Origin of the sequence: Streptomyces sp. NPDC021020, from assembly GCF_044333285.1 — a bacterium.
Classification (GTDB): domain Bacteria; phylum Actinomycetota; class Actinomycetes; order Streptomycetales; family Streptomycetaceae; genus Actinacidiphila.
The window spans coordinates 349401-370185 of sequence record NZ_JBIRQQ010000001.1 but is presented as its reverse complement, the minus strand read 5'-3'; the positions used below and the strand labels follow the sequence as shown (position 1 = coordinate 370185).

Annotated in this window: 14 protein-coding genes, 1 pseudogene and 1 riboswitch; of the genes and pseudogenes, 12 read left to right on the top strand and 3 right to left on the bottom strand. The window is 73.3% G+C overall.

All coding sequences use genetic code 11. The features are described from left to right. Positions 1-386: 386 nt before the first annotated feature. From ACH4SL_RS01650 to ACH4SL_RS01610, 9 genes are all read left to right on the top strand, one after another. Entirely contained in the window at positions 387-1802 is a 1416-nt protein-coding gene (locus ACH4SL_RS01650) for an MFS transporter (protein ID WP_398441292.1), read from the top strand. 390 nt (positions 1803-2192) lie between these two features. Beyond that, a complete protein-coding gene (gene lhgO, locus ACH4SL_RS01645; protein ID WP_398441290.1) occupies positions 2193-3422 on the top strand; it encodes an L-2-hydroxyglutarate oxidase in 1230 nt (409 codons plus the stop codon). 203 nt (positions 3423-3625) lie between these two features. Continuing rightward, positions 3626-4474, top strand: a complete 849-nt coding sequence (gene trmB, locus ACH4SL_RS01640) for a tRNA (guanosine(46)-N7)-methyltransferase TrmB (protein ID WP_398441289.1) — start codon at positions 3626-3628, stop codon at positions 4472-4474. 95 nt (positions 4475-4569) lie between these two features. Then, entirely contained in the window at positions 4570-5961 is a 1392-nt protein-coding gene (locus tag ACH4SL_RS01635; protein WP_398441288.1) for a PrsW family intramembrane metalloprotease, read from the top strand. Positions 5962-6031: 70 nt separating this feature from the next. Next, positions 6032-6220 (top strand): hypothetical protein, encoded by a 189-nt coding sequence (locus ACH4SL_RS01630; protein WP_398441287.1) that lies wholly within the window; start codon positions 6032-6034, stop codon positions 6218-6220. Between the two features lie 74 nt (positions 6221-6294). After that, positions 6295-9447, top strand: coding sequence for a DUF3427 domain-containing protein (locus ACH4SL_RS01625; protein WP_398441285.1), 3153 nt, complete (start codon positions 6295-6297; stop codon positions 9445-9447). Positions 9448-9862: 415 nt separating this feature from the next. Continuing rightward, positions 9863-10513 carry a LuxR C-terminal-related transcriptional regulator gene (locus ACH4SL_RS01620; protein ID WP_398441283.1) on the top strand — a complete coding sequence of 217 codons (651 nt, stop codon included), beginning with the start codon at positions 9863-9865 and terminating at the stop codon, positions 10511-10513. Positions 10514-10557: 44 nt separating this feature from the next. Then, complete coding sequence (locus ACH4SL_RS01615; protein ID WP_398441282.1) at positions 10558-11487, top strand: XRE family transcriptional regulator; 930 nt, start codon at positions 10558-10560, stop codon at positions 11485-11487. After that, positions 11484-12575, top strand: a complete 1092-nt coding sequence (locus ACH4SL_RS01610; protein WP_398441281.1) for an MBL fold metallo-hydrolase — start codon at positions 11484-11486, stop codon at positions 12573-12575. Before ACH4SL_RS01615 ends, ACH4SL_RS01610 begins: the two co-directional genes overlap by 4 nt. Before the next feature lie 304 nt (positions 12576-12879). Here the strand turns inward: ACH4SL_RS01610 and ACH4SL_RS01605 are convergent, their stop codons facing one another. Next, positions 12880-14115 carry a M23 family metallopeptidase gene (locus tag ACH4SL_RS01605; RefSeq protein WP_398441280.1) on the bottom strand — a complete coding sequence of 412 codons (1236 nt, stop codon included), beginning with the start codon at positions 14113-14115 and terminating at the stop codon, positions 12880-12882. Positions 14116-14162: 47 nt separating this feature from the next. Beyond that, a riboswitch (cyclic di-AMP (ydaO/yuaA leader) is annotated at positions 14163-14325 on the bottom strand. Positions 14326-14728: 403 nt separating this feature from the next. Here ACH4SL_RS01605 and ACH4SL_RS01600 point away from each other — a divergent pair. Beyond that, positions 14729-15373 carry an N-acetylmuramoyl-L-alanine amidase gene (locus ACH4SL_RS01600; RefSeq protein ID WP_398441279.1) on the top strand — a complete coding sequence of 215 codons (645 nt, stop codon included), beginning with the start codon at positions 14729-14731 and terminating at the stop codon, positions 15371-15373. A 79-nt stretch (positions 15374-15452) separates the two neighbouring features. Here ACH4SL_RS01600 and ACH4SL_RS01595 read toward each other — a convergent pair whose 3' ends face one another. Then, entirely contained in the window at positions 15453-16145 is a 693-nt protein-coding gene (locus tag ACH4SL_RS01595; protein ID WP_398441278.1) for a DUF4240 domain-containing protein, read from the bottom strand. Positions 16146-17608: 1463 nt separating this feature from the next. Between ACH4SL_RS01595 and ACH4SL_RS01590 the strand changes: the two genes are divergently transcribed. Continuing rightward, positions 17609-18886: a hypothetical protein gene (locus tag ACH4SL_RS01590; RefSeq protein WP_398441277.1), complete on the top strand. Its 1278-nt coding sequence runs from the start codon at positions 17609-17611 to the stop codon at positions 18884-18886. Between the two features lie 520 nt (positions 18887-19406). Here ACH4SL_RS01590 and ACH4SL_RS01585 read toward each other — a convergent pair. Further along, complete coding sequence (locus tag ACH4SL_RS01585) at positions 19407-19748, bottom strand: hypothetical protein (RefSeq protein WP_398441276.1); 342 nt, start codon at positions 19746-19748, stop codon at positions 19407-19409. A 169-nt stretch (positions 19749-19917) separates the two neighbouring features. On the opposite strand from ACH4SL_RS01585, the pseudogene ACH4SL_RS01580 reads away from it, so the two are divergent. Continuing rightward, positions 19918-20785 (top strand): annotated as a pseudogene (locus ACH4SL_RS01580) (hypothetical protein); the annotation flags it as partial.

Below are 20785 nucleotides of genomic sequence, written 5' to 3'. Positions count from 1 at the left end.
CGCGCGGGGCGCCCGTGCGAGCGCGCCCCCGGCGGCCCTCCCCACCCCTTCCCGCCGGCTTCCCGGCCGCGTCGCAGGGCGCATTCGTCCGACCCCTGGGGAGGGTCGTCGGCGGCGCTTTCCGGACCAACTCCGCGAGCCGGTAAGGGGCTGGATTCGCGCCATCCGACACGAGACCCTTAACGGTCGGGAGGCGGCGAACTACGCTGGGTGTATCCGGTTCGCACACGTACGTGCGGCTCGGACAACCGGCTCAGGCACCGCACGCGCCGCCAACAGGGCCCCGCGGTGGCTGAATCGGGCTCCAGGGGAGGGTGACCCCCGCCACCCCGACGACCGACCAGGCCCGCCGGCCTGCCCCCAGCGGCATCACGAGGTGAACCGCAGTGAACAGAGAACACCGCGGGCCGAACGAGAAACTCGGCGCCCTTCTCGGTCTCGCCGGAATAAGCAACGCCGGTCTCGCCCGCCGCGTCAACGACCTGGGCGCGCAACGCGGCTTGACGCTGCGCTACGACAAGACGTCCGTCGCCCGCTGGGTCGCGAAGGGCATGGTGCCGCAGGGCGCCGCGCCGCATCTGATCGCCGCCGCGATCGCCGGCAAGCTCGGGCGGCCCGTACCGCTGCACGAGATAGGCCTCGCCGACGCCGACCCCGCCCCCGAAGTCGGCCTCGCCTTCCCGCGCGACGTCGGCGAGGCCGTGAAGTCGGCGACCGACCTGTGGAAGCTCGACCTCGCCGGGCGCCGCGGCCCGGGCGGCAACGGGATCTGGCAGAGCCTGGCCGGGTCCTTCGCGGTGAGCGCCTACGTCACGCCCGCCTCCCGCTGGCTCATCACCCCGGCGGACGCGACCGTCGCCCGCGACGCCCCCGCACCCGGCACCGCGCACGTCGGGCACACCGATGTCTCCAAACTCCGCGAGGCCGCCGAGGACGCCCGCCGCTGGGACTCCAAGTACGGTGGCGGCGACTGGCGTTCGGGCATGGTCCCGGAGTGCCTGCGCGTCGAGGCCGCACCGCTGCTGCTCGGCTCCTACAGCGACGACGTCGGCCGCGCCCTCTTCGGCGCCACCGCCGAACTCACCCGGCTCGCAGGCTGGATGGCCTTCGACACCGGCCAACAGGAAGCCGCCCAGCGCTACTACATCCAGGCCCTCCGGCTCGCCCGCGCCGCCGCCGACGTGCCACTCGGCGGATACGTCCTCGCGTCCATGTCCCTCCAGGCCACCTACCGCAACTTCGCCGACGAGGGCGTCGACCTCGCCCAGGCCGCCCTCGAACGCAACCGCGGCCTCGCCACCGCCCGCACCATGAGCTTCTTCCACCTCGTCGAGGCCCGCGCCCACGCCAAGGCCGGGGAGCCGGCGGCCTGCGGCGCCTCGCTCGCCGCCGCCGAAGCACTCCTCGAACGCGCCCGCGAGGGCGACACCGACCCGCACTGGCTCGGCTTCTACTCCTACGACCGGCTCGCCGCCGACGCCGCCGAGTGCTACCGCGACCTCGGCATCCCCCGGCAGGTCCAGCGCTTCACCGAGCACGCGCTGGCCCGGCCCACGGAGGAGTTCGTCCGCTCGCACGGGCTGCGGCTCGTCGTCTCCGCCGTCGCCGAGCTCGAATCCGGCAATCTCGACGCGGCCTGCGCGGTGGGGGCGAAGGCGGTGGAGGTCGCGGGCCGGATCTCCTCGGCCCGCACCACGGAGTACGTCCGCGATCTGCTCCACCGGCTGGAGCCGTACGCGGACGAGCCGCGCGTTCTCGAGCTCCGCGAACGCGCGCGGCCTCTCCTGGCCGCTCCCGCGTAGGGCCCCTTCGCCGGGCACGGCGTTCAGCTGCGCCGGGCGAGCGTTTTTAGGGGCGCGGGGAACTGCGCGCTCAGTCCCCACCGGGGCGCGGGTCGTCACCGACCCGAAGGGGCAGTTCGGTCCGTACCGGACCACCGGCCGGTGGTGGGTTGCTCGCGCAGTTCCCCGCGCCCCTAAAAACGCTCGCCCGGCGGCGTAACCGCAACCTCCCCGCGCCCCTGACAAGCACCGCCCTGCGCAAGGGCGCACCCCCCGGGAGACGGACCCGGCGCCGCAGGCGCACCCCCCCGGGGGGAGGGACCCGGCGGCGGGGGCTTGGCCCGCAAGCCGGCGCGCAGCGCGTAAGTTGATCACGAGCACCCCCCACCGCAACCCGCAGGGAGTCGCACCGTGTCCCCCAGGAGCGCGGCTCACGGTGAGCCGTACGACGTGACGGTCGTCGGTGCCGGCGTCGTGGGCCTGTCCACCGCCTACGCCCTGACGCGGGCCGCGCCCGCGCTGCGCGTCGCCGTCGTCGAGAAGGAGGCGGGGCCGGGGCGGCACCAGACGGGGCGCAACAGCGGCGTCATCCACAGCGGCATCTACTACCGGCCCGGCTCGCTCAAGGCCCGCTACGCGCTGGCCGGCGCGGCCGAGACGCCGCGTTTCTGCGCGGAGCACCGCGTCCCGTACGAGATCACCGGCAAGCTCATCGTCGCCACCGAGCAGGCCGAGCTGCCGCGGCTGCACGCCCTCGTCCAGCGCGGCCGCGAGCACGGGCTCGCCGTGCGGGAGCTGGGGCCCGTGCAGATCGCGGAGTACGAGCCGGAGATCGCCGGGCTCGCCGCGATCCGTGTCGCCTCCACCGGCATCTGCGACTTCGGCGGTGTCGCCGCCGCCCTCGCGCGGCTGGCCGCGGACGCGGGCTGCGTCCTGCGCTACGGGCTGCGGGTCACCGCGGTGGGCCGTACGGACGGCGGCGCCGTCACGCTCACCACGGCCCCGGACGGGCCGACCCTGCGCACCAAGGTCCTGGTGAATTGCGCGGGCCTGCACAGCGACCGCCTGGCCCGGCTGGCAGGCGACGACCCCGGCCTGCGGATCGTGCCCTTCCGCGGCGAGTTCTACGAGCTGGCGCCCGGGCGGCGCGGGCTCGTACGCGGTCTGGTCTATCCCGTGCCCGACCCGGACTTCCCCTTCCTGGGCGTGCACTTCACCCGGGACGTCCGCGGCGGTGTCCACGTCGGCCCGAACGCCGTGCCCGCCCTCGCCCGGGAGGGCTACCGCCGGTGGACCGTGCGGCCGCGTGACCTCGCCGACACCCTCGGCTACTCCGGGGCCTGGCGGATCGCCCGCCGCCACTGGCGGCAGGAGGCCGGCGAGCTGCGGCGCTCGCTGTCGAAGCGGGCCTTCACCGCCGACGCCCGCCGCCTTCTGCCCGCGCTGCGGCCCGCTGACCTGCGGCCCGCCCCCGCGGGCGTACGCGCCCAGGCCGTCCTGCCCGACGGGACCCTCGTCGACGACTTCCGCTTCGCCGGCTCCCCGCCCTTCGTGCACGTGCTCAACGCGCCCTCCCCCGCCGCGACCGCCGCCCTCCCCATCGGCCGCGAGGTCGCACGCCGGGCCCTCGCCGCGCTCTGACCCACGCGATACGGCCCCGGGCCCGCCCCGCCCGTACCGCCGCCCCGGCCTCGGCGCCGTCCCGTACCGTCCCCGTCCCCCGTCCCGGAGCGCACCCCACACCGTCCCCGTCCTAAGCCGCGCCCCACACCGTCCCCGGCCCCGTCCCCGCGCTCTGACCAGCACCGGAGTGTCCGGCGTACTCCCGTAGAATCGAACCCATTGTGTCCACGTCATCCCACGCCTCCGCCTCCCCTGTCGCCCCGGCCCCTGCCCACGCTCCCGCCCCTGCCGCCGGGGCGGTCGGCGGCGGTGTGCCGCGTCCGGCCGCCCGGTCCGCGGCCCGCTTCCCGGACGGGCCCGCGGCCGATCCGGCCGGCTCGCGCGAGGAGCACCGCATCCGGTCCTTCCACGCGCGCCGCGGCCGTATCACCCAGGCGCAGGCGGCCGCGATCGACCGGCACTGGGACACCTGGGGCGTCGAGCTGGACGGCAGCCCGCTGGATCTCGCCGCGCTCTTCGGCTCGGCCGACTCGCCCGCCGAGCTGCCCGTCGTGCTGGAGATCGGCTTCGGGATGGGTGACGCGACCGCGCAGATGGCCGCCGCCGACCCCGGCACCGGCATCCTCGCCGTCGACGTCCACACCCCCGGGCAGGGGAACCTTCTCGCTCTCGCCGACCGCGCGCGCCTGAGCAACGTCAGGGTGGCCAACGGCGACGCGATCGTCCTGCTGCGCGACATGCTCCCGCCGGCCTCGCTGGCCGGTCTGCGCGTCTACTTCCCCGACCCCTGGCCCAAGGCCAAGCACCACAAGCGGCGGCTGATCCAGCCGTCCTTCCTCGCGCTGGTCACCCCGCTGCTGCGGCCCGGCGCGGTCGTGCACTGCGCGACGGACTGGGAGCCGTACGCCGAGCAGATGCTGGAGGTCCTCGGCGCGGCTCCCGGGCTGGCCAACGCGTACCCGGCGGATGGATTCGCCCCGCGCCCCGACTTCCGTCCGATGACGAAGTTCGAGCGGCAGGGGCTCGCGAAGGGGCACGTCGTGCGCGACCTCCTCTTCACCCGCGTCTGAGCCTCCCGGAGCGGCCCCGCCTCCTCCCCGCGTCACGCGCCACGACCTGCCCCGTACCCTCGCGGAGCAGGGCATCCGCCCCGTACTGTCGACACGTGGCCACGTTTTCGTACCCGTCCGCGCCGGACGACCCGCCCGACCCGGAAGTGTCCGGCGGGTCATCCGACGAGCACGCGTACGGGCCGATGACGCCCCCGCCGCCGTCGGTGCACTACGCGCCGCGGCGGCCGTTCTGGGAGAGCCGGGCAGTACGCACCGGCGCGCTGTTCACGGCGCTCGCGGTGTGCGGTGTGGTCATCCTCGCGGTGGTGCGGCACCACATAGGGACCGAGCCGTTCCTGGTGGGGGCCACGCTCGCGGTGCTGCCCGTGCCGCTGCTGGTGTCGGGGTTCCTGTGGCTGGACCGGGCGGCGCCCAGCCCGTGGCAGAACGTCGTGTTCGCCTTCGCCTGGGGCTCGTGCGCCGCGACGCTGGTCGCGCTCTTCGCCAACGAGTACGGGGCCAAACTCCTGGCGAACACCCTGTCCGCGACGCCCACCCAGTCCGACCAGTGGGGCGCCACGTTCGTCGCCCCGCTCGTGGAGGAGACGGCCAAGGGCTCCGCGATCCTGCTGCTCTACCTCTTCCGGCGGCGCCACTTCGAGTCACTGCTCGACGGCATCGTGCTCGCGGGCATCGTCGCGACCGGCTTCGCCTTCACCGAGAACATCCTCTACCTCGGCACCGCGTTCGGCGAGGACAAGGCGGTGGGCGCCGGCGTGCTGAGCTCCACCACGCTGGGCACCTTCATCGTCCGGGTGCTCATGACGCCGTTCGCGCACCCGCTCTTCACGTCGATGACCGGCCTCGGCTTCGCCATTGCCGCGACCAGCCGCCCGCGCAGCCCGTTGCGCTGGATCGCGCCGATCGGCGGCTGGCTCGTCGCCATGGTGCTGCACGGCTCGTGGAACGGCTCCTCACAGCTGTCCCCGGTGACCTTCCTGACCGTCTACGCGTCCGTCATGATCCCGGTCTTCGGCCTGCTCGTGGCCCTGACGTTCTGGGCCCGCTCGTCGGGGCTCCGCACCGTCCGCGAACACCTCGCCCCCTACGCGGCAGCCGGCTGGCTCGCCCCCCGCGAACCCGTGGCGCTGGCCTCCATGCGCATCCGCGGCGACGCCCGCGACCTGGCCCGCCGCCACCACGGCGACCCCGGCGCCCGAGCCGTCCGCGACTACGCGGCCTACGCCACCCACCTGGCCTTCCTCCGCGCCGCCGCAACCCGCGGCCGCCAACCTGCCGACTACGCCGCCCGCGAGTCCGAACTCCTCCAGCACCTCTGGCACCACCGCCGCGTGGCCCAACCCGCCCTCCTCCACTCCACCCCCCTCCCCTGGCCCCCGCCCTTCCCCACCCCCCGCCCTTACACCCCCTGGCCACCCCCGTACCCCCCATACCCCTACCCCGCCCCGACCCCGTACGGGCCGCCGCCGGGCGGGCATTTGTAGCAGAATGGCCCCATGGATTACGCACGCATGCGGGCCATCGTCGCCTGAGCCCGTCCGTGACTACGCGGCCATGGCCATCGCCCACTACCTGGTCGTCGACCCCCGCAAATCCACCCTCACGGCATTCTCCGACCCCGGCCCCACCGCCGAAGGCCCCAGCTACCGCGCCCAGCACGACTACGCGTTCGGCTCCCCCGTCGCCGTGGGCCCCTGGACTCTCCAGACGACCGAGCTCCGCCCCTACCCCGCCACGTCCTGAGCCGCCTTCCCCCGCTCCTGTCTGCGCCTGCTGTTACAAATAACCCAGACGCGGCGACGCTGGGGGGATGTGCGATGGCAGGCACCACAGGCTCTGATGGGCTCGACGAGCCAGCGACGGGTATCTACGAGAAGTTGATCACCCGCAGCCTCGCCGAGCGCATGGCTCAGCTGGATCCCCTCCGGCTGGTCGCCATTGACGACCAGGTGCGTCCGGAGTCTTCAGCGCATGTCCTCGCACGGCATATCGGCACCACGGTCCAGCACGTGCTCCGCGACCTCTCGCCTGACGAGCAGGTGGCGGCAGCCAATCAGGTCCTCGCTTCTCTCGGGGAGCTGCCGGGTGCCCAGGAGTGGACCAGTACCGTGGTGGATGGTCCACGGCAACTGCTGGCGATCGCCGAGCGGAAGGCCCCTGGGGTCTACGAGATCCATCGCCCGGCGACACCACTCTCCGAGACGGCGCTGATCACCAACTCCCCAGAAGACCCAAACCTCGGTTTCGAGTTGCGCGCGGAGATGGTGACCGCCGACAGCATCGATCTGCTCTGCGCCTTCGTGAAGTGGCATGGCTTGCGCGTCCTCGAAGAGCAGCTCACGGCCGCCCGCGAGCGAGGGGCGAGAATCAGGGTCATCACGACGACGTACATCGGCGCCACGGAACGCCGAGCGCTTGACCGCCTCGTCCGGGAATTCGGCGCCGAAGTCAAGGTCAACTACGAGACGAGGAGCACCCGCCTACACGCCAAGGCGTGGCTCTTCCACCGCAAGACCGGGTTCGACACGGCGTACGTGGGAAGTTCCAACCTGTCACGGACGGCGTTGGTCGACGGGCTGGAATGGAACGTACGGCTGTCCTCGGTGGCCACTCCAGCGGTGATGCGGAAGTTCGAGGCAACTTTCGACTCGTATTGGAGCGAGCCAGCCTTCGAGTCCTACGATCCGACTCGCGACGGGGACCGCCTCACACGAGCGCTCAGCATTGCGGCCGGTGGGGTGTCAGGTGGCCGTCCGACGTTGCAGCTCTCTGGCCTTGAGGTGCGGCCGTACCCGTATCAGCGGGAGATGCTGGAGCGGCTGGAGGTCGAGCGTGAGGTGCACGACCGGCACCGCAATCTACTGGTAGCGGCGACCGGAACCGGGAAAACCGTCATGGCGGCGCTCGACTTCCGCTCCCTCCAGAAGAAACTCGGGCGGCAACTACGCCTCCTCTTCGTGGCGCATCGGCGCGAGATCCTGGACCAGTCGATGCGCACTTACCAGGAGGTTGTGGGGGATGCCAACCTCGGGGAGGCTCTGCACACCGGGGACATCCCGAAGGACTGGAAGCATGTCTTCGCCAGCGTCCAGTCGCTCAACGCCGAACGGTTGCAGGACATCGACCCGCATCACTTCGACGTCATCGTGATCGACGAATTCCATCACGCGACGGCGAAGACCTACCGCAGGATCATCGAGCACTTCACGCCCATCGATCTTCTGGGTCTCACCGCCACACCTGAACGCATGAAGGGTCCCAGCGTTCAAGACGAGTTCTTCGACGGCAGGATCGCGGCCGAGATGCGGCTCTGGGAGGCTCTGGAAAACGACCTCCTCAGTCCCTTTCACTACTTTGGCGTCACCGACACCACAGACCTCACGGGCGTCACGTGGCGGCGGAGCTCCCAGGGCTATGACACAACGGAACTGAGCGAGATCCTCACTGGCGACACGGCGCACGCGCGCCTCGTCCTCCGTGCGGTACGCGACAAAATCGCGGACCCGACTGCGATGCGCGCCCTGGGGTTCTGTGTCTCCGTTGAGCACGCCCACTACATGGCGGCCTGCTTCCGGGAGGCAAACCTGAAGGCCGTTGCCCTGTCAGGCGAGACCCCGCGGAAGGAGCGGCGGGATGCGCTGACGCAGCTGGCGGCGGGTGAACTGCACGCGATCTTCTCCGTGGATCTGCTCAACGAGGGGTTGGACATTCCGGATGTCGACACCCTTCTCCTACTGCGCCCGACGTCGAGCGCCACCGTATTTCTTCAGCAGCTCGGACGCGGCTTGCGGAGGACCGAGGGAAAAGCCGTCCTCACGATCCTTGACTTCATCGGACAGCACCGCGCCGAATTCAACTTCGAAGTGCAGTTCAGCGCGCTGACCAATCTTCGCAGGAATCGGCTCGCGACCAGCGTGGAGCAGGATTTTCCGCAGCTTCCCTCGGGATGCCAGATCATCCTCGAACGCAAGGCCAAGGAACGCATCCTAAAGAACATCAGGGATCGCATCGGCATCAATGCGCCGCAACTGGCCAAGGAGATCGCCGACTACGCCCGGCCAGCTTTGGCCGACTACCTCAAGGAGAGCGGCCGCGACCTGCGACAGATCTATCGCGGCGGCAATTCTTGGACCGGACTCCTGCGACGCGCCGGGATACTCCTCGATGACGCTCCGTCCGGGGAAGGCCAGCTCCTGAAGCGCACACCCGCGTTCCACCACGTCGACGACCCGGTACGGATCAACGCGTACACGCTTCTCCTCGCCGACGACGCAGTGGACTACGAAGCCCTCGACCCGCAGCTTCAGGCCTATGCGCGCATGCTTGTCTTCTCCCTGTGGCCCAACGGTGGCGCCTTCGACGGGTACGGTGCGGCCCTGCGTTCGCTGGCCGTCCAGAAAGCGTTTCGCGATGAGGCACGGCAACTCCTGGCATACAACCTTGCCCACACAGAGCACGCGCCCATCCCGCTCCTCGGCGATCACGCCGGGCTCCCGTTGTCCGTACACGGCTCGTACAACCGCGAGGAAATCCTCACCGCACTCAGCCAGACAACACTGGGCGGCTACACGCCGAACAATTTCCGAGAAGGCGTCAGATGGTGTCCGAACATCGCGACCGACGCCCTGCTCGTGACACTGGAGAAAGACGAAAAGGACTTCTCTCCGCAGACGCGATACCGCGACTTCGCCATGAACGAAACCCGATTCCACTGGGAGAGCCAGAGCACGACATCCGACACCTCACCAACAGGCGTCCGCTACCGCACCCACCGTGAGCGCGGCACCCACGTCCTGCTGTTCGTCCGACGCTTCAAGCACACCGACATCGCTGGCCCGCAGCCGTGGATGCTGCTGGGCCCGGCGGAGTTCGTCGAATACCGCGGCAGCAAGCCGATGGGGATCGTCTGGGATCTCCGCCACCGCATGCCCGCAGACGTATGGACGTACTCAGCGATCGCAGCCAGTTGACGGGCAGCGCGTGAGCGATTCGTCCACATGCTCCCGGATGGCACCGAAGTCCTCTGAGGGGGAAGGTCCCGCACCGGGCCCAGAGGGGTGGGCGCACCAGGGCCCGGCTGCGCACCGCCCGGCCTGGTAGGCCCTACATCACATCATTTGTGGGGGTTCTTTTCCTCGACGGATTCGGCCTGGAAAACGCGTGACACCCCTGTAACACTCTGTATCTGACGGGGCGACAGACAACGGCAGGGCTTCCGCGGGTGGGTGGCGGGGGTAGGGGCCGGTGGATGGCGTCAGGCGGGGTGAGTTGAGGAGGGGTGGGGCTGTGGAGTCAGAGGTGTGGTCGGAGGGGCGGCAAGAAGGGGAGCGGGGTTCGGGGGCGGGGTTTCGGATGGATGGCGGGGGGCGGGCGGAGCGGTTGGTCGTGGAGCAGTATCCGCGGGCGGCGGGGGACGCGTACGGGAGTCTGCTCGGGGAGATGGCGGGGTCGGTGGTGGAGTCCGCGGACGGGATGCTGGTGGGGGGGCCGGGGCAGGCGGAGGTGGAGGCCGCGGCGGTGATGTCGGGGCGCGGGGTGCGGGTCAGGGCGATGTATCCGCGGGCGCTGCTCGCGGTGCCGGAGAAGGCCTCGTGGCTGCGGCAGGTGTCGGACGCGGGGGTGAGCGTGCGGGTGCTGGACCACCTGCCGCACGACCTGATGGTCTTCGACCGGCACACAGTGTGCCTGGCGGCCCGCACGGTGGTGTCGGGCGCGAAGGAGCCGCCGCTGGTGCGGGTCAGCGGGGAGTTGCTGGCGTCGTCCTTCGCGGCGATATACGAGTCGTACTGGCGGCGCGGCACGCCCCTGTCGCGGATGTCGCCGGGGCCGCACCACGCCCAGCTCGGGGAGCGGGAGCGGGCCGTGATCCGGCTGATGGCCAATGGCTACTCCGATGACAGGATCGCCAGAAAGCTGGGTATCACCACTCCGGACGTAGTGTCGGTGATGGCCGCGCTGATGGAACGGCTGGACGCGGGGAGCCGTTTCGAGGCGGGGTACAAGCTTGCCCGGGAGGTCGACCCGCGCGACCTGTGAGGGTCGCGGGCCGGCGCGCGGGCCGGAAGGGAGCCGTGAGGCCGGTGCGCGACCGCGAGGCGATGCAGACGCTGCTCGCGCGGGCCAGGGCCCGGGTCGACCCGGGCGAGTTCGGCCTCGCGCCGCGCGCCGACCCGCGCGGGCGCAAGGTCAGCGGGCTGACGCACGAGCACATGACGCGGCTGCTGGGCTGGCCGGAGCACAAGTACGGCTACGTGGAGCGCGGCCGGCTCGCCGCGATCGAGGCGGAGCTGCTGGAGCCCGTGGCGCGGGTTCTGCGGCTGTCGGACCACGAGTGGGAGGCGCTGGTCCTCTACGCGACGGGCGTGCCGCCCGCCTACCGGCTGGACCCGGAGCTGGGCAGGGCCGTGCCCAGCCCCTGGGAGCGGGTGCTGCGCGGCTCGCACGAGATGGCGTACGTCAACGACGCGGCGTGGGACGTCGTCGCGTACAACGCCGCCTTCGCGCGGCTCTTCCCGCGCCGCGAGGTGCCCGGCAACACGATGCGCTGGATGCTGCTGGACACCGAGGCCCGGGAGGTGCTCGGGGACTGGGCGGAGAGCTGGCTGCCGCGGCTCGTGCCGCAACTGCGCGCCGCCGTGGTGGCCAACCCGCACGACCGGCCGCTGGCGCAACTGCACGCGGACGCCATGCGCGACCCGGTCGTCGCCCCCTTCCTGGAGGCGCCGACCGGCGAGTACATCGGGCCGCGGGCGGAGAGCGCGCTGCCGCTGGTGCACGCCGAGCTGGGGCCGGGGTGGGTGACGCTGTGCACGGCGGGGCCGTTCGGGGTGCCGGGCGGGCGGCTGATGTTCGTCCTCTTCGACCAGGGGGAGGAGCCGCGGCACGGCCCGTCCCTCACGGCGCCCGCCACCGCGCCCGTCGACCCGGAGGGCCTCGCGGACGGCGGACGCCGGCTCATCACCGCCGATACGGCGAAAAGCCCTGCTGGGCCGCACAATTGGGCCCTATGAGCTTCCCTCTTCCGCATGCGCTGCGGTCGCTGACACCCCACGTCCACGCCTGGCTCCCGGACGGCCACGCGACGTGGGGCATGGCCAACTGCGTCGTGGTCACCGGGCGGGGCGCGGGCCCGGGCCCCGGCACCGCGCTGCTGGTCGACACCCCGTACACCGCCGGAATGACCCGGCAATTGCAACGGCTCATCGCAGGGCTCGGCAATGGCCACGCCGACGACAACGAAGGCGGCGGCCCGGTGGTCCGCACCGTCGTGAACACCCACGGCAACGGCGACCACTCGTACGGCAACGCGCTCTTCCCGGGCGCCGACGTCATCGCCACCGACGCCAACGGCGAGCACCTGTGCGCGGAGCCGGAACCGGCCGTGCTGGCCGGGCTGGTGGCGGCCGCCGACCCGGCCACGCCCATGGGGGCGTACATGCGGCGGCATTTCGCGCGCTACGGCGACTTCGGCGGGGTCACGCCCCTGCACCCGAACCGCACCTTCAGCGGCGAGCTCGACCTGGACGTCGACGGGGTCGCGGTGCGGCTCGTCGAGGTCGGGCCGGCGCACACCGCGGGCGACCTGATCGTGCACCTGCCGCAGGAGGGCGTGGTGTGCGCGGGGGACGTCGTCTTCAACGAGGACCACCCGGTGCACTGGGCGGGGCCGCTGGAGTCGGTGCACGCCGCGTGCGAGCGCATCCTGGAGTGCGACCCGCGGGTCGTCGTGCCGGGGCACGGGCCGGTGATGACGCCCGCGGATGTGCGGCGCTACGCCGACTACCTGCTGGACCTGCGGGAGGTCATCCACCGCGGGCACACGGCGGGGCGCCCGCTGCCCGTCCTCGCCGCGGATCTGGTCGCGGCGGACCCCTACCCGCAGTGGGGGCTGGGCGAACGGATGGCGATCCTGGCGGCCGTCGAATACCGCGCCCTGGACGGTGCGACGGACCGGGCCGACCTCGTCGCCCTGGTCGGCCTCGCGGCCGGCTTCGCGGCGGGGGCGGACGCGCCGGACGGCAACGGGCCGGAGAAGGCGGAGGCCCCTCAAGGCGCGGCGGCGGACGGTACGGCGGCCGCGGGCGGCGCCGGGAGCTGACCTGCCGGCCGGGCGGGAGGGGGCCGGGGGCTGGAGATGCCGACGGCCCCGGCGTCGGGGGGGGTGAACGCCGGGGCCGCGGCGGCTCCTGGGGGCCTGCGAGCGGGCGCAGGGCCCTTGCCGTGACCGTACTCCTGCGGTGTTTCCTTCGCACGTCTGCGGTGTGCGTGTCCGGTGAATCCGCCGATACCGGGGACAGACCGTGTGCCCGACCCCCGATACCTGCAAGCCTATGCCTGTCGCCTAGCTTATGCGCAGATATCCGTACGTGCGTGCGTTTCGGCGTGGCGTTTCGCGCCGGATCTCAGACGGCGACGTCGTGGCCGTGCAGCCACGGCACCGGGTCGACCGGTGCGCCGCCGCCGGGGCGTACTTCCAGGTGCAGGTGCGGGCCCGGTACATTGCCGGTCGCACCGACCCGGCCGATCGTGTCGCCGGTGGTGACGCGGCCGTCCGTGGCGACCATCGTCGACAGGTGGCAATACCAGAGCTCGGTGCCGTCGTCGAGCCGCAGCACCACCCGGTAGCCGTACGAGCCCGCCCAGCCGGCCGAGGTGACCGTACCGGTGTGGACGGCGTGGACCGGGGTGCCGGTGGGGGCGGCGAAGTCCTGGCCGGTGTGCATGGCCCACATGTTGCCGGACTCGCCGAAGGCGTTGGTGAGCGTGTACGAGGCGACCGGCTTGACGTAGGAGGCGGCGAGCTGCGCCAGCCGCTCCGCCTCGGCCTGCGCGGCGGCCTCGGCGGCGGCCTTGGCCTTCGCCTCGGCCTCGGCCTTGGCGGCGGCGGCCTGCTCGCGCACCTTGCGGGCCGCGGCTTCCTTGGCCGCCTTCTCCGCGGCGATCCGCTCCGCGGCCTCGCGGGCGCGGCGCTCGGCGTCCGCGCGCTGCTGGGTGACCTGGGCGATGATGCGGCTGCACAGCGCCTCGCCGGGGTCGGCGGTCTCCGCGCCGGGCTCGGCGCACGGGGCGTCCTGGGCCTCGGTGGTGGGCGGGGCGGCGGGGGCCGCGGTCGCCGCCCGGGTGACGGCGGCGGGGTCGTACGACGGGGTGCCGACCGCGACGTCCGGCAACGGGACGGCGGGGGCCGCGGCGGGAGCTGCCGGCGCGACCGGCAGGTCAGGAGCCGCCACCGGCGCGGCGGCGGCGGGCGGTTCGGCCGCGGCGGCCACGCCGCCCGTGCCGACCGCGGCCATCGCCGCCATGCCGAGCACGGCCGATCCGACGCTGGCCGCGCTGCTCAGGCCGCCGGCCAGACCCGGGAGCCCGCCGCGCTGCCGGGGCAGGCGCGGCTGGCTGCGTGGGCCGTCGCCCGGGAGGCCGTCGGCGTCGGGCCGGGGGGAGCCGGCCGGCGCGGGGGCCTCGGGGGCGGGGACTGCGGCGGGTGCCGGGAGCGGGGCGGCGGAGCCGGGGAAGCCCTGGGAGCCGGGGGCTTGGGGGGCGGCGGGGGTGCCGGGTGCCGCGGGGAAATAGCCGGGGCCGTCGGGCGAGAAGCGCTCGCCGGGCTCTCCGAAGTGCCATTGCCCGGTCGGTTCTGCCACCGGGGTCGGAGCGTAGGCAGGCTGGTTGGACGCCACGGGGGCGCACTCCTTTCCTTCCTTCTCGCCTACCGGGTTAGCTGACGGGTTCGGAGCAGGAAGGTCTCCTACGGACGGCCTGACGGCCCCCCGATTCACCCCATTGGACCCCTTCCGTGGTGACGGAAGGGCGGGTCCCCGGTTCCCGCGGACGGGATTCGGCAAGCGCACGGTGCCGCCTGTCGGCGGCAGTGACGACCGCGCTGCGTTATCGAACGTTAATAGAGCCGGACGGGTTTTCCAAGCCGAATCGAAGAGTTGGGGGTGGGAAGCAATCGGGCAGGGTATCCGTAGAAGGGAGGAAGCGGACACGCGGCGTGGCCGGGCAGTGATGCGAGTGTTCGCCAGTTGTTACCGGAAGGGGGAGGGATGATCACGCGGGGTGAGGGGTCGGTGACCCTCGCGGCGGCGCGGGTGCGCCAGTGGTCTGAACCTGTGCCAATTCGCGAATCCCTTGGCACGCCAGGGGCGTGAGCCGCACGATGGGCAGGCCCGATGCTCTTGTCATGCACTCGTCCATGCCATGACTCCTCAGCACCATGCCGCCTCAGCACCATGACGCCTCTGGGAGCCCCCGATGCATCGCCCCAACCCTGCGGAACCCACCCGCCGTTCGCTGCTGCGCGGCGGACTCGGAATCGGCGCCGCCGCCACCGCGGGCCTGGCCGCCGACCTCTGGCCGGCCGCTTCCGCCCCGGCCGCCACCCCCGCCTCTGCCCGCGCCGCAGCCGCCGCGGTCGACTACCCGTCAGCCACCTGGGCGCCGGCCAGCACCGCCAACTACACGGCGTCCAACCGGCCCTCCAGCTACCCGATCCAGATGGTGGTCATCCACGTCACCCAGGAGACCTTCGCCGACACGATCTCCCTCTTCCAGGACCCGGCGCACGCGGCCGCCGCCCACTACGTGGTCCGGTCCGCCGACGGGGCGATCGACCAGTGCGTCCGCGAGCACGACATCGCCTGGCACGCGGGCAACTGGGACTACAACACCCGCAGCATCGGCATCGAGCACGAGGGCTGGGTCGACCAGCCGTCGTACTTCACGACCGCGATGTACCACTCCTCGGCAGCGCTGACGGCGGCGATCTGCGACAAGTACGGCATACCCAAGGACCGCGCCCACATCATCGGCCACGTCCAGGTGCCCGGCACCGACCACACCGACCCGGGCCCCAACTGGGACTGGGTGCGCTACATCCGGCTCGTCAACGGGGTCTGAGCCGGGCCGGGCCGCGCGGCAGCCGGGCCCCGACCGCCCGCCGCAGGCGCCGACCGGCCGGTACGGGGCCCGGCGCCCGCTACGGAGCGGACCGGTCGGTGGCGCCGCCGCGCGGGAAGGGCTCGTCGAGGGGGAAGAGGACGCTCAGCCGCGGCAGCCGCCGGGCCGCTTCCTCCTCGTCGAGGGCCGACCAGCGGCGCCCGGAGGGGTCGGGGCTGTCCGCCGGTACGGGCGGGGCGCCGGTCCCCCGGCCGCCGCAGCCGGCACCGTAGGGAGCGGGCCAGTGGCGGCGGGCGCCGCGGGCGCCGCGGACGGCGGCGTAGAAGGCGTCGCCGAAGTCCTCGCAGGGTCCGGTGACCAGCTCGTACGCGGCCAGGCCGACCGTGTCGAGGGCGGGCCACGCGGGCCGGTCGGCGGCGGGCCAGGCGGCGCGGGGGCGACCGGACAGCCGCAGCACCTCGGGGGCGTAGGCCAGGACGTCCGGGTCGTTCACCGCGGCCTCGAAGACCGCGCGGCCGAGGCCCATCATCCAGTGCTGGAAGGAGCGGAAGGTGTCGTCGGAACACCAGCCACCGAAGATCCGGTCGGCGGCGGCCCACAGATCCCAGGTGAGGGCCAGGTCGGTCAGCTCGTCGAGCCAGGCCTGGAAGGCCACGATCTCGTCACCGGTGCGCCGCGCGAGGCTGTCGCGCAGTCCGGCGTCACGCTTGTCACTGCCCAAGCCGTGCCGCCGGGAGTCCTCCAGGAGGGCCCAGAAGGAGTCGGTGTTCATGGGGACTGACTATGCCAGGGGCTTCTGACGACTCCAATTCGCTTGTCGGGAACGGAAGTTGAGCCCGCACGCTGGACGGGCGGCTGTGACCTGCGGGCCGCGCGGGATTCCGGATCCCGGGCAGCCACGGGCGCTCCCGCGGCTCGCGCCGCCCTGCGGCCCGGCAGCGCCAGGCCCCGCGCCGGGCAGCGCGTCGCCGTCGCCCGCGCCCCGCCCCGCACCCCGTGACCGTACGGGCGGACCGTCGTCCACAGGCTGTGGACGGACGGGTCGCGACCTGGTCGGCGGCGCTGGTGCCGCCGGTACGGGGCCGGGGCGGGACGGAGGGTCAGGCTCTCCAGAGCCAGGCGAAGACGGCGGCGCACGTGCCCATGGTGACCAGGATGGCGATCAACCGGACCGTCAGTTCCGGCGACTCAATGGCACGCTGCACCGTTCGCCACAAGCCATTCGTAATCATGGCTCACCTCCTGCTACGGCAGGTGTCCCGCGCTGTAGTGGCAGGTCACCCGCCTTACTCACAACGGTGATGCCCCACCAGCCCCAGCGCCCACGCCACCCCGCGCGATTCACCCGACTGGCGGAACGTGATCCACCGTTCGGCGGTACGCTCCGACCGCCCCGACCACGCGCCGGCGCCCGCAGCGCCCGCCGGTACGACTGGTCCGCGCCCCACCGCGCCGCCCGTCCCCGCCCCGCGCACCGGGCCCGCAGCGGCGCTGCCGCCGGTCACCGCGCCCGCCCGCCCCGCCGCGACCCGCGGCAGCCGGCCCCCGGGGCCGGCAACCGGCCCAAGACCCAGGCCTTTACCACCCCGCACCTCGCACCGTAAAGCGCCGCCGCAAAACACACAAACGAGCCGCACATCATTCCCGCCGCGCGCGCCCGGCGTGCGCGGAGGTCCCCTTCTGCAGTCTTTGCATCAGCGGTCGGAAATCGTCACGGAGGACACCGCCGACCGCCCCTTTCCGAAAGCAACCGGCGCATTGCATTCAACGCCCCTCTCCTTCAGCTCGTCCGGGTGACCTGCACGTCTCTCCCTGCCCTACCGTGTTCGCACGCGGGCCGACGACCGCGTCCGTGCGCGTCGAGAGGAAATGGGGACACCGATGCTCCGGCTGCTGCGTTCCCTTTCCACGCCTCCGGCGCGGAGGGCGGTCAGCAGACCTCGCAGGTTTGCCATCGGCGCGGGAGCAGTCCTTTCGGCGGCGCTGCTCGCGACGGCGGCCGGTTCCACCGCACCGGTCACGGCCCACGTCGGCGGAGACGGCGCAGGCGCGCTGCCCCCGCCCGGCGACACGCTCGGCTGGACCGCCGCCCACGAGACCACCACCACCGGCGGACAGCCGCCGACGGGACCCGGGAGGGGGACGGTCCGGGGCTGCCCTCGCAGGAATGCGCTTCCCCGTCCCTCGGCGATCCCGGACGAAGGTGAACGCGCGTTCCGAGGAGATACCCCCGGAGTGGCACCCGGCCCCGCCCCCGCCTCCGCACGAAGTGTGCTGTGCCCCGCCGGTCACACCAGGGGTGCGTGGGGACATCTCCCGGGCGGAACCCGGGGAAGAGCCGCGCGGCCGGCCTCCACCGGCCCCGGGGACACCGGCGGCGACGGCTTCACGCCGCTCCTCTTCCACGCGCCCTCCGGCGACGTCGAGGCCTGGAGCATCTCCCACCACACCGGCCCCGCCGACCCGCTCGTGGTCTGCAACGACCTCTCCTCCGGCCGGCCCTGTACGGGCGGCCCCTGGCCGCGCCCGCTCAACACCACCGCGGGCCCGCTCGGCAGTGGCAGTACGGGTGACGTCTTCGCCACCCTCACCCCGCAGTACGTGCGGGACCCACACCGCGCCGGAGTCGTCTACTACCCCGCGGTCGCGGCCGGTTCGGTCGGCGCCGGATGCCTCGACCTCGGCGCCCGCGCCAACTGCGGCTACGTCGCACTGGAGTCGTCCACCGGCTCGCCGAGCGCCGCCAACAGTCTGGCGGGCCTCGTCACGACCGGCGACGGCAAGGCGTACGGCGTGGCCAGCACCGGCGAGGTGCTGTGCTTCGACACGGCGTCCCGGAGCCCCTGCACCGGGCAGCCGTTCGCCGCGATCGTGCCGCCCAACCACGATGCGCCCGGGGCGACTTACTCGCCCTACCAGGGCGGGGCGACCGTCGCCGGCGGCCGCCTCTACGCCTCCTCCTCGCCGCAGAACGGCAGCACGCCCACCTCGCTGGGCTGTTACGACCCGGCGACCGGCGCGGTCTGCGCGGGCTGGACCACCCCGCACCCCGCCGTGTCCGACCCGAACGCCTCCGCCTACAACGCCTTCGTCTCCTACGACACCGCAGGCGCACCCAACGGCGTCTGCACCACGGCCTCTTCGGGCAGCTCGCCGACCACCGGCTGCTTCACACTCGACGGCGGCACGCTCGCGCCGCCCGCCACCGGACTCGGGCAACTCCCCGCCGGAGCGCTCGTCTTCACTCCCGAGGTCGTCAACGCGGGCGGTGACAAACGCAGTTACTTCGCCGAGCTGGGCGGGGCGCCGCCCGGCACCACCACCTGCTACAGCTGGACGCACGCCGCACCCTGCGCCGGCTTCCCGGCCGTCAACGGCGGCGTCACCCGCGACTACGGCTACGCGTACGACACCACCACCCGCTGCCTGTACGGACTCGGCGACGCGGGCATCCTCTTCTCGGCGGACCCGGCCACCGGCGCTCGCCGTGCCTGTGCACGGGCGCGTCCGTGACCCTCACCCCGCCGGCGTCTCCTGCGGCGGGGCGCGCCACGCCGCCGCGTACCCGCGGGCCCGGCGCACCGGGCTCGACCTCGCCCACACGACCCGGCGCCGGGCGCGGACGGCACGGTCGACCTCTCCGGGATCTCCGCCGCCCAGCACCCCTCCCTCACCGGCGCCAGCGCCTTCGCGGGCGGCGCGCGGCCGTCGCTCGCCGCCGCCTCCGGGGAGACGCCCCGCAGATCCGCCTGCGGACGGTCGTCAGCACGGGCTGCGCCACCGCGCAGGTCCAGGACATCGCCAACGGCGCTGACGCGAGCGGGGCGTTGACCTCCACCACCGTGACCGTGCCGTCGCGCCGGGGGCCGCGTGCAAGCCGCACGACTGCCCGCCGGCGCGGGCCCGGCCCAAGGGTCAAGTCCGGCCCCGTCGGGCTGCTCCAGCTGCCCGGTACGGCGCGCTGGCGCGCCACCGTCAGCGACGCCGGTCCCGTCGCGGCCGCGGATGGACGCGTCAACGACTCGACAGCGCCTCAGTGTTCGCAGGCCGCGGGCAGCTTCACGCTCGCCGCGGGCGACAGCAGGCAGGTCTCCTGCGACTCCTTCCTGCTCGCGCCGCCGGTCGAGAAGACGGCGTGGGCGAGCTTCGTCCCCGCCAACTCGCCGCGCGGCACGCCGTACACCAGCACCGACCCGTCGTCGGCGGCCGCGTGCCCGCTGCTGTGCGTCCCGTGCCGGCCGACAAGTGCTGAGGGCTGCGCCCGGCTGGTGACGGCCGGGGTACGCGCGGGGCCCGTCTCCCCCGGCACCCCCGGGAAGGGCGGGAGGCGGGTCCGCGCCGCGCCGCCGCGGGCAGGTACGCTCGTGACCCTCACGGCGGCTCCGCTGCGTACCCCGGCCTCGTCCCGTACGCTGCCCGCGAGCCCGTGGGCCACGGCAGCCCGGCCCGGCTGCCGGCCGGACGCCGACCAGTACGGCACAGGGCATCGAGGGGTACGACGGGTGTCCCCTCTCCACAAGGGCGCGGCGCGAGGGGCGGATCACGTGGCAGACCAGCACGACGGCACCGGCATACCCGGCGGGCAGCCCCCCGCCCCGGAGGGGGCCCAGCCTTCCGCTCCGGCCGCGAAGAAGTCCCCGGCGGGGCGGGACGCCTCGGGGCCCGCCGCGAAGAAGACGCCTTCCGCGCGGAAGGCTTCCCCGGCCAAGTCGCCGCAGCCGCCCGCGGCGAAGAAGGCGCCCGCAGCGCGGAAGGCCTCCCCGGCGAAATCCCCGCAGCCGCCCGCCGCACAGGAGGCCCAGCCGTTGCCGCCCGCGGCACCGACGCAGGCGCCCGCGGACGGGTCGGGTACGGCGCCTGCCGCGCCGCAGCCCGCGCGTAAGACCGCGGCGACCCGCAAGTCCGCGGCCCCCGCCGCCGGTACGCCGGCCGCACCCGCCCGCAAGTCGGCGACCGCACGCAAGACCGCGGCCGGTACGGGGTCCGCCCAGGGGGCGGAGCCGCAGCCCGAGGCCGCGGCGGCCGGTACGGGAGCCGGTACGCAGGGGGCCCAGGCCGCAGCCGCAGGCAAGACCGCACCCGGTACGCAGGACGCCCAGCCGCAGCCCGCAGCTGACGCCGGTGCGGAAGCCGGTGCGCAGGGGGCCGAGCCGCAGCCCGCGCCTGCCGCGCAGGAGGGCGAGACCGGCACCGGTACGAACCCCCGTACGCAGGACGCCCAGCCGCAACCCGCGCCCACAGCCGCGCGCAAGACCGCCTCCGGCACGAAGAACGCCCAGCCGCAGCCCGCAACTGGCGCCGGTGCGGGAGCCGGTACGCAGGGGGCCGAGCCGCAGCCCGCGCCTGCCGCGCAGGAGGGCGAGACCGGCACCGGTACGAACCCCCGTACGCAGGACGCCCAGCCGCAACCCG

Bases quoted from the DNA above. Each gene is read 5' to 3' on its own strand.
- ACH4SL_RS01625 (WP_398441285.1), top strand. From the start codon at position 6,295: ATGGCAGGCACCACAGGCTCTGATGGGCTCGACGAGCCAGCGACGGGT.
- ACH4SL_RS01630 (WP_398441287.1), top strand. From the start codon at position 6,032: ATGGCCATCGCCCACTACCTGGTCGTCGACCCCCGCAAATCCACCCTC.
- ACH4SL_RS01610 (WP_398441281.1), top strand. From the start codon at position 11,484: ATGAGCTTCCCTCTTCCGCATGCGCTGCGGTCGCTGACACCCCACGTC.
- ACH4SL_RS01600 (WP_398441279.1), top strand. From the start codon at position 14,729: ATGCATCGCCCCAACCCTGCGGAACCCACCCGCCGTTCGCTGCTGCGC.
- ACH4SL_RS01595 (WP_398441278.1), bottom strand. From the start codon at position 16,145: ATGAACACCGACTCCTTCTGGGCCCTCCTGGAGGACTCCCGGCGGCAC.